General features: G+C 71.1%; 12 protein-coding genes and 1 pseudogene. 9 read left to right on the top strand and 4 right to left on the bottom strand.

What is annotated here, in order from left to right; all coding sequences use genetic code 11:
• Positions 1 to 140 precede the first annotated feature (140 nt).
• From O7621_RS11330 to O7621_RS11315, 4 genes are all read left to right on the top strand, one after another.
• Positions 141 to 2,195, top strand: a complete 2,055-nt coding sequence (locus O7621_RS11330) for a protein kinase (RefSeq protein ID WP_282233924.1) — start codon at positions 141 to 143, stop codon at positions 2,193 to 2,195.
• Between the two features lie 667 nt (positions 2,196 to 2,862).
• Positions 2,863 to 4,587: a phospho-sugar mutase gene (locus O7621_RS11325; protein WP_282233923.1), complete on the top strand. Its 1,725-nt coding sequence runs from the start codon at positions 2,863 to 2,865 to the stop codon at positions 4,585 to 4,587.
• A 56-nt stretch (positions 4,588 to 4,643) separates the two neighbouring features.
• Positions 4,644 to 6,620: a hypothetical protein gene (locus O7621_RS11320; protein WP_282233922.1), complete on the top strand. Its 1,977-nt coding sequence runs from the start codon at positions 4,644 to 4,646 to the stop codon at positions 6,618 to 6,620.
• Positions 6,621 to 6,648: 28 nt separating this feature from the next.
• Positions 6,649 to 7,140, top strand: coding sequence for an 8-oxo-dGTP diphosphatase (locus tag O7621_RS11315; RefSeq protein ID WP_278167049.1), 492 nt, complete (start codon positions 6,649 to 6,651; stop codon positions 7,138 to 7,140).
• 10 nt (positions 7,141 to 7,150) lie between these two features.
• On the opposite strand, the gene upp is transcribed toward O7621_RS11315, so the two are convergent.
• On the bottom strand, positions 7,151 to 7,783 hold the full coding sequence (gene upp, locus O7621_RS11310) for a uracil phosphoribosyltransferase (RefSeq protein WP_282233921.1): 633 nt from the start codon (positions 7,781 to 7,783) through the stop codon (positions 7,151 to 7,153).
• On the bottom strand, positions 7,764 to 9,065 hold the full coding sequence (locus O7621_RS11305) for a glycosyltransferase (RefSeq protein WP_282233920.1): 1,302 nt from the start codon (positions 9,063 to 9,065) through the stop codon (positions 7,764 to 7,766). The genes upp and O7621_RS11305 overlap by 20 nt, the downstream gene beginning before the upstream one ends.
• A 142-nt stretch (positions 9,066 to 9,207) precedes the next feature.
• Here O7621_RS11305 and deoC point away from each other — a divergent pair, with 142 nt between their 5' ends.
• The 5 genes and pseudogenes from deoC to O7621_RS11280 form a co-directional block, all read left to right on the top strand.
• Entirely contained in the window at positions 9,208 to 10,191 is a 984-nt protein-coding gene (deoC, locus tag O7621_RS11300; RefSeq protein WP_282233919.1) for a deoxyribose-phosphate aldolase, read from the top strand.
• 5 nt (positions 10,192 to 10,196) lie between these two features.
• Positions 10,197 to 11,627: an aldehyde dehydrogenase family protein gene (locus O7621_RS11295; RefSeq protein ID WP_282233918.1), complete on the top strand. Its 1,431-nt coding sequence runs from the start codon at positions 10,197 to 10,199 to the stop codon at positions 11,625 to 11,627.
• Positions 11,620 to 12,462: an aldehyde dehydrogenase family protein gene (locus tag O7621_RS11290; RefSeq protein WP_282233917.1), complete on the top strand. Its 843-nt coding sequence runs from the start codon at positions 11,620 to 11,622 to the stop codon at positions 12,460 to 12,462. The genes O7621_RS11295 and O7621_RS11290 overlap by 8 nt, the downstream gene beginning before the upstream one ends.
• A 255-nt stretch (positions 12,463 to 12,717) precedes the next feature.
• On the top strand, positions 12,718 to 12,963 hold the full coding sequence (locus tag O7621_RS11285; RefSeq protein ID WP_282233916.1) for a hypothetical protein: 246 nt from the start codon (positions 12,718 to 12,720) through the stop codon (positions 12,961 to 12,963).
• A pseudogene (locus tag O7621_RS11280) lies at positions 12,957 to 13,043 on the top strand (DNA-binding response regulator); the annotation flags it as partial. The gene O7621_RS11285 and the pseudogene O7621_RS11280, both read left to right, overlap by 7 nt.
• A 46-nt stretch (positions 13,044 to 13,089) precedes the next feature.
• Here O7621_RS11280 and O7621_RS11275 read toward each other — a convergent pair.
• Both O7621_RS11275 and O7621_RS11270 read right to left on the bottom strand, forming a co-directional pair.
• Positions 13,090 to 13,374: a hypothetical protein gene (locus O7621_RS11275; protein WP_282233915.1), complete on the bottom strand. Its 285-nt coding sequence runs from the start codon at positions 13,372 to 13,374 to the stop codon at positions 13,090 to 13,092.
• Between the two features lie 29 nt (positions 13,375 to 13,403).
• Positions 13,404 to 13,610, bottom strand: coding sequence for a ribbon-helix-helix domain-containing protein (locus O7621_RS11270; RefSeq protein ID WP_123605452.1), 207 nt, complete (start codon positions 13,608 to 13,610; stop codon positions 13,404 to 13,406).
• Positions 13,611 to 13,669 lie beyond the last annotated feature (59 nt).

The following is a 13,669-nucleotide window of genomic DNA, read 5'->3' as shown; positions in this document are numbered from 1 at the left end:
GGTGTACATTGGGCTACCACACAACGACACAGAGTGGACTTCTCACCAACCTCGGCGCGTAGCTTTCGTTCCGCCGAGCGACCCAGCAAGATAGAGGGGTTGGTTCCCCGGCCCCTCAATTTCTCTCGGCGGCATTTCCTGTGACTCAGATTCCGACGTGGAGTGGCGGACCAGTCAGCTCTACCAGCGCACGAGCGGCACCCGGCGCCACCATCGGTGGCCGGTACTCGCTGCGTGCCGCGGTCGGGCACGGTGGCATGGGCACCGTCTGGCGCGCCACCGACACCCTGCTCCGACGCGACGTGGCGGTCAAGGAGGTCGTCCTCCCCCCGGGGCTGGCCCCCAGCGACCGCGACGCGATGTACGAACGCACCCTGCGGGAGGCCCGCGCGGCGGCCGCACTGCAGCACCCGGCCGTGGTCCAGGTCTACGACGTGGTCACCGAGGGTGGCCGCCCGTGGATCGTGATGGAGCTGCTGGACGCCCGCAGCCTCGCCGACATGGTCATCGAGGACGGCCCGGTCGCCCAGCGCGCGGTCGCCAAGATCGGCATCGCGCTGCTCGGCGCGTTGGAGGTCGCCCACGCCATCGGCGTCCTGCACCGCGACGTCAAGCCGGCCAACGTGCTAATCTGCACCGACGGTCGCTGCGTACTCACCGACTTCGGTGTCGCCCGGATGCCCACCGACGTCCAGCTCACCACGCCCGGGATGGTGCTCGGCTCGCCGCACTTCATCTCCCCGGAGCGGGCCATGGGCCAGGACTTCGGGCCGCCGAGTGATCTGTTCTCCCTCGGCGTCACGCTCTACACCGCCGTCGAGGGGCGCCCGCCCTTCGACAAGGGCGACCCAATCGAGACCATGCACGCCGTTGTCGAGGACCCGCCCGCCGCCCCGGTGCGCTCCGGCCCGCTCACCGAGGTGCTCTTCGGCCTGCTGGAGAAGGACCCGGCGCGACGCTTCGACGTACCGACCGCCCGGAGCATGCTGCGCGAACTGCTCGCCGGGCCGTTGGCCAGCAAGGCCCCGGCCAACCTGGTCACCGACCCGTACGCGGTGGTCTCGGTGCAGCGACCGCCCAGCTGGCAGCAGCAGGCCCGACCAGCACCGCCGGCGCAGCCCCAGCCGAGTGGCAAGATCGGCGGCCGGGCGATGATCGGCCCGGACGAGTCGCTCACCGACCGCCTCGCCGAGCTGCGCAAGGCCGGTCGGCAGATGCCGAGCGCGGCGCAGTGGTCCGCCGCCGGGCTGGACAACGCCAACCCGACCTCGCCGGCGGCCGGAGCGACCGCCGCGATACCGATCAGTCAGGCTGGCGTACCCGGTCCGCGTGGGCAGCAGCCGGGTCGGCACGGCCACGGCCCGCAGAGCGGTCACGGCCCGCAAGGTGGCCAGGGCCAGCAGGGCGGCCAGGGCGGTGCGCTGCTCAGCCCGACCGGGGCGATGCCGGCACCGAGCTGGGGCGACGGACAGCAGAGCTGGGACCAACCGCCGGCCGGTCGGCCGGCACCGGGAGGTGCCACCACCGCCGGGGCGATGCTGGACAAGGCGATCGCCGGGCTCCGGCAGGGCACCGGCAGCGCCGTCGAGAAGGTGAAGAGCTGGGACCGGAAGGTGCAGATCGGCGCGGCGGCCGGTGCCACGCTGCTGATCCTGCTGCTGTCCGTGACGCTGTTTAGTGGCGACGACGACGCGTCACAGACCCCGTCCATCGTTGCGCCTGTCAGCACTGAACCGCCAGGCCCATCATTCGAGACGCAGACCTACGTTGAGCGCGGCATTTCGGTTGAGGTACCCGACGGCTGGGCCAGGACAGAAGCTGGGGTCTGGGTCGATTACACCGACCCAGAGGAAAGTGGGCGTCGCGTTCGACTCCTTGTCGAGAACGCAGGTCCCTCCACTCAGCCGCTGTCCTTCCTCAGAGCCGCAGGCGACCGGTTGTCGAATAATCGCGGCAGTTGCGATGAGCCGTATCAGGAAATCAGACTGGACGAGTCCAAGATCGCAGACCAGCCATCAGCTGAACTGGAGTACACCTGCGGCGAAGGACAGGAACAACGGCACGGCATCTGGCACGCCGTGGTCGCCAACGGAAAGGCGTACTCGTTCTTCCTGACGACCCCAGACGCCCGATTCGAGGAGAGTAAGCCGATCTTCGACGAAATGGTACGAACTTTCTCTTTGACGAGCAGTTGAAGTATGGACCTCCTGCCCGAGGACCGGCACCCCTTCTCCAGGGCGTACCGGTCCTCGGGCAGCGCAATCTACAAGATCTCCACCTGGCCACTCACCAGGTAGTCTCCAGAGTTCTGCGAGCAGTAGGCGCCTGACGTCGGCGACGAGGTCGAACTGTAAAAGACGATCTGCCCCAGAGCTTGGTAGTTGTATGCCGGGATACCACCGCCACCTGGGTAACGGCAGTTCGCAAGGGCACGCTGGAAGCCATAGTCGCCCGACACGGTCATCCAACACCAACTCGCATAGAACGGAACCCCATTCAGCGTTCCACTCGTAGTGTCGCAGGAAGTAGCCAATGCCGCAGAAGTTGAGGAGGAACGCTTCCCCACCTCAGCACCCTGACCAGCAGAGGCAGGAACAGCTAGGACTGATGTGAGAAGAAGGCCCACTGAGGCAAGCCCCGCGATCGATCCCGCATTACTCAGCATCCGGGAAGCCCTGAAACCTGCAACTCTTCGAGACATGACAAAACTCCCCACTAAGATGATCCCGCTGGCGACACCAGGTGAGGAAGTGCCATCACGAAAACGAGACAGCACGGCCAAAGATTGACTTACATTAATATGCGACATTATCGACAGCTACTCAAAGCGTCAAGACGGATACACTAACTCGGAAGTGGTTCATGTCACAGCCCGCAACCTCGCCAATAGACGGCAGCTCATCCAACTACGACGGTCCTGGTCTCCAGACTCTGCGTACGCGGGTGGCGGCCTGGCTCGGCGACGAGCCGGACCCGGCCGCCCACGCCGAACTGCAGAGCCTGCTGGACCAACTGCCGGGCAGCGCGGTCGAGCTGGCCGACCGGTTCGCCGGGCCGTTGACGTTCGGCACCGCCGGGCTGCGCGGCCCGCTGCGGGCCGGCCCGAACGGCATGAACCTGCAGGTCGTCACCAGGGCCGCCGCCGGGCTGGTGAGCTGGTTGGCCGAGCAGGGCGGCTCCGGACCGGTGGTGATCGGCTACGACGCCCGGCACGGGTCACGGGCCTTCGCGGTCCGCACCGCCGAGGTGGTCACCGGCGCCGGGCGGGACGCCTACCTGCTGCCCCGCCCGCTGCCCACCCCGGTGCTGGCCTACGCGGTCCGCGCGCTCGACGCGGTGGCGGCAGTGATGGTCACCGCCAGCCACAACCCGCCGCAGGACAACGGCTACAAGGTCTACCTCGGTGCCCAGCTCGGCGGACCGGCCGGTGCCGGCGCGCAGATCGCGCCGCCAGCCGACCAGCAGATCGAGGCGGCGATCCGGGCGGTCGGAAAACTGGTCGACGTGCCGCTCGGCGGCCCCGGCAAGACGCTGGACGACGAGATCGTCGCCGGCTACCTGCGGAGTGCCGTGGCGGTGGTGGACCGGGCGACCCCCCGGGCGCTGACCGTGGCGTACACGCCGCTGCACGGCGTCGGCGGCGCGGTGCTGCGGGAGGCCTTCACCGGTGCCGGATTCCCGGCACCGCTGGTCGTCGCCGAGCAGGCCGAGCCGGATCCGCAGTTCCCGACCGTGGCGTTTCCCAACCCGGAGGAGCCGGGCGCGATGGACCGGGTCGTCGCGCTGGCCCGGGCACACGGAGCCGACCTGGCGATCGCCAACGACCCGGACGCCGACCGGTGTGCCGTCGCGGTGCCACACGGCGACGACGGATGGCGGATGCTGCGCGGCGACGAGCTGGGAGTGCTGCTCGCCGACCAGCTGATCCGGCGCGGCCGGCACGGCCGCTACGCCACCACCATCGTCTCGTCGTCGCTGCTCGGCGCGCTGTGCGCGGCGCGCGGCGAGCCGTACGCCGAGACCCTCACCGGCTTCAAGTGGATCGTCCGGGCCGGCAGCGACCTCGCGGACACCCCCGAGGTGCCGCTGGTCTACGGCTACGAGGAGGCACTCGGCTACTGCGTGGCACCCGACCAGGTACGCGACAAGGACGGCATCACCGCCGCGCTGCTCCTCGCCGAGCTGGCCGCCGAGCTCAAGGCGGCCGGTCGGGGTCTGGCCGACCGGCTCGACGAACTGGCCTGTGAGTTCGGGGTGTACCAGACCGACCAGCTCGCCGTGCGGGTCGACGAGCTGAGTGAGATCGCCACCGCGATGGCGTACCTGCGGGCGAACCTGCCGACGACGCTGCTCGGCGAGCCGGTCACCGCGGCGCAGGATCTGCTGCCCGACGCCGACGTGGTGATCCTGCGTACCGGCACTGCCCGGGTCGTGGTCCGTCCTTCCGGGACGGAGCCGAAGCTGAAGGCGTACCTGGAGGTGGTCCAGCCGGTGCCGGGCAGCGATCCGGCTGCGGCCCGCGAACGGGCCGATCGGGCGTTGGCACAGCTGCGGGCAGAGACATCGGCCGCCCTGAACATCAAATGATGTCCGTTTCACCCGTTAGGCGCGACCAATTCATATTGCTGATCGTTTAGCTGGTTATGCTGGCTAGCCGCTGCTTCGCCTACCTGACCGCCGCGACGCACCGGCGGTACGCGCTGCTCCCCTTCCACCGGCAGACTGCCCTGTTCCGCCTGACCCGTCGGCCCGGCCAGGCCGCCCGATGCTGGCTGGGCCGACGTCTGCGGCCGGCCCGCCCGACCGCCGCCGGTCTCCCCCGGCGATGGTCCGTGCTGGACGGACGCCCCGTCATGGCCGTCGTCGTCGTCGACGACGACGACACGATCAGCCCGCTCAACGCCCACCGGCGCAACCTGCACCTCGTCACCGACGCACTGGCCCGGGCCGGGGTGGACCACTTCGTCATCCCGACCGCGTCCGGGTTCAGCAGCCGGGTCGGGGTGCCGGCCGGCGAGCGTACCGCCGCGCTGCGGGCCCTCGGCCGCGTCGACGGCCTGGCCGTGGCACGTGCCGGACACCGGTACCGGCGACTGCCGGCCCGGCCCGACTGGCGGCTGCGCCGGACCCCGGTGATCCGGGTCTTCCAGCCGGTGACCGGCGTCAACGGTCAGCTGACGTACGGCGGGCAGGCCGCCTGCGAGATCGAGTTCTGGGCGGTCGACGGTGACCGGCTGCACGCGCCCCGCAGCAACGACGTCACCGCCATCGTCCCGGCCCGGTCGGCCCCGGTACGGCTGACCGAGGCCGAGGCCTGCTGCTTCGCGCCGGAGGACCGGATCGCCCGGCACGTGACCCGTACCCCGTTCACCCGTCGGCCGGCGACCTGGCCCGACTTCCCAGTCGACCTGGTCTGCTGCTGGACCGACCCGACCGACCCGCGGTGGCGCTCCCGCCGGCAGCGGGCCATGGCCCGCACCGCCGGTCCGGTGCCGGCCGCCCGGCGCGCCGACCGGCACCGCCACCGCCACGGTGCCGGCCCGGCGGACCCCGCCGGCAACGAATGGATCGGCTGGGACGGCACCGAGGAACTGCGCCACCTGCTCCGCTCGGTGCACCTGCACGCGCCCTGGATCCGGCGGATCTTCCTGATCACCGCAGACCAGGTGCCGGGCTGGCTCGACGTCAACGATCCGCAGTTGACCGTCGTCGACCATCGCGACCTGCTCGGTGGCCACGCCGTGCTGCCCACCTTCAACCCGTACGCCGTCGAATCCGCAGTGCACGAGATCGACGGCCTGGCGGAACGGTTCCTCTACCTGCCCGGCAACGTCTTTCTCGGCCGGCCCGTCGACCGGACCACGTTCTTCGAGCCCAACGGAATCCCCAAGGTGCCGCTCGGCCCGCCGCCCGGGCCGGGCCGGGGAGCCGGCCGGCTGGCCCGCTCGGGAGACACCCCGGCGGAGGCCGCCGCGCGGCGCGTCTTCGCCGACCAGTTCGACCGCCTCGTCGACCCGGGCGTCCAGGTCGGCGTACCGTTGCCGGTGCGCCGCTCCACACTGGCCGAGATCTGCACCAGCATTCCCGAGGTGGTCGCCCGGATTCGCGGTCACCAGATCCGGCATCCGGACGACGTGTCACTGATCCGCTCGCTGCACCCACACTGGTCGTACCTGCGGGGCACCGCAGTCCCCGGGTCGCTGCGCCGGCGCCACGTCGACCCGGCCGCCCCCGACGCCGCGCTGCGGCTGCACCGGCTGCTCGACCGGCGCGACGCCGACGCCTTCGGGCTGGACACCGAACTCACCGACGCGGTCGACTCCGTCGCCCGCCGGCTGCGGGTCGAGTTCCTCAACCGCTACTTCCCGACCCGGTCACCGTACGAGGTCGACGCGGAGACCGCGGCGGCCCGCGCCCCGTTCACCGCGACCGAACTGGCGCAGCGCCTGCTGCGCCCGCCGGTCGGCCGGTTCCCGGTCGGTCCGCAGCTACGGCTGGCCGCCGCGCCGCAGCAGCAGACCCGCCACCGCGACACCGGGTACCCCGCACAGCCGGACCCGCTGTCGGCGGCCGACCCGGTCCCGGCCACCGAGGTGCTGGTGGGACACCGCTGCGGCTGACCGGCCACCGGGTACCTATGGTGACCAGGTGCAGGCGATCATCGCGACCCTCGGCTACGTACTCTCCCCCGACGGACGTCAGGTGCTGATGCTGCGCCGCGACACCCGGCCGGACGACATCCACTACGGCTACTACAACGGGTTGGGCGGCAAGCTGGAGCCGGGCGAGGACGTCATCGCCGGCATGCGCCGGGAGATCCGGGAGGAGTCCGGGTTGGAGTGCGGGCGGGTCGAGCTGGCCGGGACCATCTCCTGGCCAGGCTTCGGCCGGCACAGCGAGAACTGGTTCGGATTCCTGTTCCGGGTGCCGACCTGGTCCGGCGAGCCCCGGCCGGACTGCCCGGAAGGCACCCTGGTCTGGACCGACCTGGCCGACGTCCTCGCCGGCCGGGTGCCGATGTGGCCCAGCGACCGGCACTTCCTGCCGCTGGTCTTCGCCGAGCAGCCGACCGTCTTCCACGGCGTGATGCCGTTCACCGACGGCGTGGCGACCAGCTGGAGCTGGACCGCCGCCAGCTGACCGGTACCCGTCAGAAGCGCGGCATCCCGCCGAACTGGCGGTCACCGGCGTCACCGAGCCCCGGCACGATGAACATCTTCTCGTTGAGCCGTTCGTCGATCGACGCGGTCACCAGTCGCAACGGCAGGCCGGAGCGGTCCAGCCGGTCGATTCCGGCCGGCGCGGCGAGCACGCACAGCACGGTGATCTCGGTGGCGCCCCGGTCGGCGAGCAGCCGGCAGCAGTGCTCCAGCGAACCGCCGGTGGCCAGCATCGGGTCGAGCACCAGCACCGGGATGCCGGCCAGGTCGACCGGCAGCGACTCCAGGTAGGCCCTGGGCTCGTAGGTCTCCTCGTCACGGGCCAGCCCGACGAAGCCCATCGACGACTCCGGCAGCAGCGCCAACGCAGAGTCGGCCATCCCGAGCCCGGCGCGCAGCACCGGCACCAGCAGCGGCGGGTTGGCCAGCCGGGTCCCGTCGGTCGGCGCCACCGGGGTGGTCACCGGGAAGGACTCCACCGGGAAGGATCGGGCCGCCTCGTACACCAGCATGGTGGTGAGTTCGTGCAGCGCGGCGCGGAACGCCGCCGAGTCGGTCCGGGCGTCGCGCATCGCGGTCAGCCGGGACTGGGCGAGAGGGTGATCAACGACGAGTACGTCCACGGTCGTTGAACCTACTCGCCAGCCCGGCGGCCGACGCATACACCTCACGGATCGCCTCGGCGTAGCGGGCCGGGGTGTGTTCGGCGCAGCGGGCCGCCGCTGCGGCCGCCTGCCGGCGGGCCGTGTCCGGGTCCAGCAGCAGCCGCAGCACCCCGCCGGCCAGCGCACCCGGCTGCGGCTCGGTGCGCAGTGCGGCGCCGGCAAGCGCGCCGTGCGCGTGCAACGCCCGGTCGACCAGTACCACCGGCACCCCGGCCAGGCCGGCTTCCTGCAGGACCAATGCCTGGGTGTCGGTCTGCGAGGCAAACGCGAACACCTCGGCGGCCCCGTACGCGGCAGCCACCACCTCTGGGCCCTGCTGGCCGGTGAGGGTCATCCGGGCAGCCACCCGAGGGTCGATGGTGCGCAGCAGCCCGGCCAGCCAGCGCGGCTCGTACAGGGCACCGACCAGCACCAGCCGGGCGGTCGGGCAGCCGACCAGCACCCGCTCGAACGCGGTGATCAGCAGGTCGATGCCCTTCTCCCGGTTGATCCGACCCACGTAGAGGACCACCCGGTCACTGGGCGTGATGCCATGGCCGTACCGGAATGCGTTGATCTCGTCGGCGGTGGTGCGGCGGGCCGCGACCCCGGTCGGCACCAGGTGCACCCGGTCGGCGGGCACCGGCAGGTGGATCCGGTCCAGCACCGCCCGGGTCGGCACCACCACCGCGTCGGCGCCGCCGAGCAGCAGGGTGTTGGTGGCGTCCATGGCGGCCCGGCGGCGGGCGACCGCGCCGCTGGCCATCGGCCGGTGGTCACGGGCGTGGCCGGCCGGCGCCGCCGCCGGGCGGGGTACGCCGAGCCGGCGGGCGTAAAGCCGGACGCCGGCGCTGAGCGCGCGGGCCGGCACCCGGTACGCGTCGGCGTACGCGTGCAGGTCGGTGTGGTAGGTCTGGACCAGCGGCAGACCGAGCCGGCGGGCGGCGAGGACGCCGAGCAGCCCGACCGGTCCGGGGGTGTGCACGTGCACCACGTCCGGGGCGTGGGCGGCGATCTCGGCGATGGTGCCGGTGGCGGCGGCACCGCGCAGCAGCCACGGCGACAACCGCAGGTCGGCGACTCCGCAGGGCAGCGCACGTAGCCGCAGCACGTCCGCCTCGGTCGGCTGGTCCGGATGCCGGGGCACCACGATCAGGCCGGGATGCCCGGCGGCGGCCGACGCCGCCGCGAGAGTCCGCAGCGAGGTGACCACCCCGTCGCGGCGGGGCAGGTACGTGTCGGTGAAGTGCACTGCTCGCACGTCAGGCACGGTGGGTCACCGGGGCCAACATGATGTAACGGTAGGCCAACAGCGCCGTTAAGTCTGCTCGTCCGATCAGCCGACGGCCAAGATCGTGAACTCGCTGGCGACGTAGACTCGCGGACATGACAGGACTCGTGGCATGACCGGACTCGCGGGCAGGACAGCGGTGAGCACCCCGGCACCCGCGCGCCACGATCTGGCCGAGGTGGGGCGGAACGCGGCAACCCTACGCGCCTTCCTGCACGGGCTGCCCGGCGTCGACGAGGTCGGGGCGCGGCAGCGGGCCGCGACGCTCGGCACCCGGTCGATCAAGACGACCGCCAAGGCGTGGGCGATCGACCTGGCCATCCGGATGGTCGACCTGACCACCCTCGAAGGCGCCGACACCCCCGGCAAGGTACGCGCGTTGTGTGCCAAGGCCCGCCGCCCCGACCCGGCCGACCCCGGTTGCCCACCGGTCGCCGCGGTCTGCGTCTACCCGTCGATGGTGCCGACCGCCGCCGAGGCGCTCACCGGCTCCGGCGTGCACCTGGCCAGCGTGGCCACCGCCTTCCCGTCCGGGCAGGCGCCGCTGGAGGTGAAGCTGGCCGACACCCGGGCGGCGGTCGCCGCCGGCGCCGACGAGATCGACATGGTGATCAACCGGGGGGCGTTCCTCGCCGGCCGCTACGAGCAGGTGTACGCCGAGATCGTCGCGGTCAAGCAGGCCTGCGGCGACGCCCACCTCAAGGTCATCCTGGAGACCGGGGAGCTGGCCACCTACGACAACGTGCGCCGCGCCTCCTGGCTGGCGATGCTGGCCGGCGGCGACTTCATCAAGACCTCCACCGGCAAGGTGCCGGTCGCCGCGACCCTGCCCGTCACCCTGATCATGCTGGAGGCGGTCCGGGACTTCCACGCCGTTACCGGGCGGCGGATCGGCGTCAAACCGGCCGGCGGCATCCGCACCACCAAGGACGCGATCAAGTACCTGGTGCTGGTCAACGAGACCGCCGGCGACGAGTGGCTCACCCCCGACCTGTTCCGGTTCGGCGCTTCCACCCTGCTCAACGACCTGCTGATGCAGCGGTCGAAGCTGCACACCGGGGTCTACTCCGGTCCCGACTACGTCACCCTGGACTGATCAGCGTGTTCGACTACGCACCGGCACCCGAGTCCCGCTCGGTCGTCACCATCCGCGACTCGTACGGCCTGTTCATCGACGGCGAGTTCGTCGACCCGACCGACGGCGAGGCCCGCAAGACCGTCAACCCGGCCACCGAGGAGGTCCTCGCCGAGGTCGCCGAGGCCGGCCCCGGCGACGTGGACCGGGCGGTTGCCGCCGCGCGGGCCGCGTACCAGCGGGTCTGGGGTCCGATGCCCGGCCGCGACCGGGCCAAGTACCTGTTCCGGATCGCCCGGGCGCTCGCCGAACGCAGCCGCGAGCTGGCCGTGCTCGAGTCGCTCGACAACGGCAAACCGATCCGCGAGTCCCGTGACGTCGACCTGCCGCTGGCGTCGGCGCATTTTTTCTACTACGCCGGCTGGGCCGACAAGCTGCCGTACGCCGGTTTCGGCCCGGACCCGCGCCCGCTCGGCGTCGCCGGGCAGGTCATCCCGTGGAACTTCCCGCTGCTGATGCTGGCCTGGAAGATCGCCCCTGCGCTGGCCGCCGGCAACACGGTGGTGCTCAAACCGGCCGAGACGACCCCGCTGACCGCGCTGCTGTTCGCCGAGATCTGCCAGCAGGCCGACCTGCCGCCGGGTGTGGTCAACATCGTCACCGGTGCCGGCGCCACCGGGCAGGCCGTCGTCGCCCACCCGGATGTCGACAAAATCGCCTTCACCGGCTCCACCGAGGTCGGTCGGCAGATCGCCCGCGCGGTCGCCGGCAGCCGCAAGAAGCTGACCCTGGAGCTGGGCGGCAAGGCCGCCAACATCGTCTTCGACGACGCCCCGATCGACCAGGCCGTCGAAGGCATCGTCAACGGCATCTTCTTCAACCAGGGCCACGTCTGCTGCGCCGGTTCCCGGCTACTGGTCCAGGAGTCGATCGCCGAGCCGCTACTGGAGTCGTTGAAGCGGCGAATGGCCCGGCTGCGCGTCGGCGACCCGCTGGACAAGAACACCGACGTCGGGGCGATCAACTCGGCCGCCCAGCTGGACCGGATCCGTACCCTGGCCGCCGCCGGCACCGACGAGGGCGCGCAGGCCTGGTCGCCGCCGTGCGACCTGCCGCAGCAGGGCTTCTGGTTCGCGCCGACCCTGTTCACCGGGGTCAGCCAGGCGCACCGGATCGCCCGCGAGGAAATCTTCGGGCCGGTGCTGTCCGTGCTGACCTTCCGCACCCCGGACGAGGCCATCGCCAAGGCCAACAACACACCGTACGGGCTGTCCGCCGGCATCTGGTCGGAGAAGGGTTCCCGAATCCTGTGGGCCGCCGACCGGCTGCGCGCCGGAGTGGTGTGGGCGAACACGTTCAACAAGTTCGACCCGACGTCGCCGTTCGGCGGCTACCAGGAGTCGGGCTACGGCCGCGAAGGCGGCCGGCACGGGCTGGAGGCGTACCTCGATGTCTGACAGTGGCGGCGTCACTACCCGGGTTGCTGTACGCAAGACGTACAAGCTGTTCATCGGCGGGAAGTTCCCGCGCAGCGAGTCGGGACGGACGTACCAGGTGCAGGACTCCAACGTGGCGCTCGCCTCCCGCAAGGACCTCCGCGACGCCGTCGTCGCCGCCCGGGCGGCGGTGAAGGGCTGGTCGGGCGCGACCGCGTACAACCGGGGTCAGATCCTCTACCGGGTCGCCGAGATGCTGGAGGGCCGACGCGAGCAGTTCGTCGCGCTCGGCGAGCCGGCCGGCGAGGTCGACGCGGCGATCGACCGCTGGGTCTGGTACGCCGGCTGGTCCGACAAGCTCCCCCAGGTGTACGGCGGCGTCAACCCGGTCGCCGGTCCGTACTTCAACCTGTCGACACCGGAGCCGACCGGCGTGGTCGGGGTCGTCGCGCCGGTCGAGCCGTCGCTGCTCGGCCTGGTCAGCGTCGTCGCCCCGGTGATCGTCAGCGGCAACACGGCGGTGGTGCTGGCCTCGCCGGCCCGCCCGCTGGCGGCGGTCACCCTGGCCGAGGTGCTGGCCACCAGTGACCTGCCCGCCGGGGTGGTCAACGTGCTGACCGGCAGGATCACCGAGACAGCGCCGTGGTTGGCGTCGCATCTGGACGTCGACGCGCTCGACCTGACCGGGGTGGTCGATCCGCAGTTGGCCGTCGAGTTGGAGCAGGCCGCCGCCGGCAACCTCAAGCGGGTGCTGCGGCCGGCTGTCACACCGGTCGACTGGTCCGCCGACCCGGGCACCCGGCGGATGACCACGTTCCTGGAGACCAAGACCGTCTGGCACCCGAAAGGCAACTGAACCCGCCACGGGTGGTTGCCGGGCAAGGTACGCGGACGGCAGACGCAACGTGTCGGATGGGTGACCGTCCGGCCGGTCAGGGCAGCGGCAGTGGCCGGCCGCCGGGCAGGCTACGCCGGTGTCCCGCGCCGCCAGTGTCCCGAACCAGCTGAGTTTTCTCCCGTTCTCCGGTAGCCACGCCGTCGCCGCCGGCCTGCGGGCTCAGTGCCGCGTACCTCTGGGGAGTCGACCTGCTTCCCCGGCGCAGCCCGTTCCATGTCGTACTGTACCGCCTTCGACCTGGGACACACGTTGCCGCGCCCGGACGCGGTCGCTGCCGTCGACGCACTGCTGCACCGCCGGCTGCTGCTGCACGACGCCGGCCTGCCCCGACCGGTGCCGCAGCACAAGGTCGCGGATCCGCAGGGGCGCTTCATCGGCCGCGTCGACCTCGCCTACCCGCAGTGGCGGATCGCCATCGAGGATGGGGGTGACCATCATCGGGGTAGGGCCACATGGTGAAGCTCGGTGCCCGGGACCGCGCCCAACTGGTCGTGTTCGCGTACGAGGCCGGCCTGGTCCGCCCCGGCTGGTTACCCTGACCCGCCGCGCTTCTGACCCGCCGCGCTTCTGACCAGAGCGCGCCCGTTACAAGCCAAGAAGGCGACGAAACCCCTGATCGACTTTGGCAGCGAGCGCGGGAGTGATCCGGCCATGTCGGTGACCGATCGCTTCGGGGTCGGCGAATCGGATCCGGGACAGATCGATCGTGCCGCCACCGGCCAGGTCGTTGGGCAGCGGCAGGAGGATGCCGGGCACGTCTCCGTCAGCGCGATCGTGGATCAACACGATCACTGGGTACCTACGGGTATAGACGTCGGCGCTCACCACCAGCACTCGGATCCGTCGGCTACCAAGGGTGTAGTCGACCACGTCACCCCGTACGGGCACGCCTGCTGTGGCTACCACGCGGCGTTGAATTCCGCGAACGCCGCAGCATCCTCGCCGGTGAGGGAGGCGTGCCAGGCAGCAGCGGCGTCGACGGCACGACGATCGAGGTATTCGCGGATTGCCTGAGCGACCAGAGCCGACCGGTTGCCACCAGCGACGGCGGCGACAAGCTCCTCGCCGAGATCGTCGTCAAGGGTGATCGAGATGCTCATGGTCATGCCGCCGACACTACCAACAATCGTGCCCGGAGCAGGATCACCGATCGCATCTGCGTGTT

It is taken from the genome of Solwaraspora sp. WMMD937, from assembly GCF_029581175.1.
Classification (GTDB): domain Bacteria; phylum Actinomycetota; class Actinomycetes; order Mycobacteriales; family Micromonosporaceae; genus Micromonospora_E.
The sequence above is the reverse complement of the archived record's forward strand: the minus strand, read 5'-3'. Positions and strand labels throughout refer to the sequence as shown.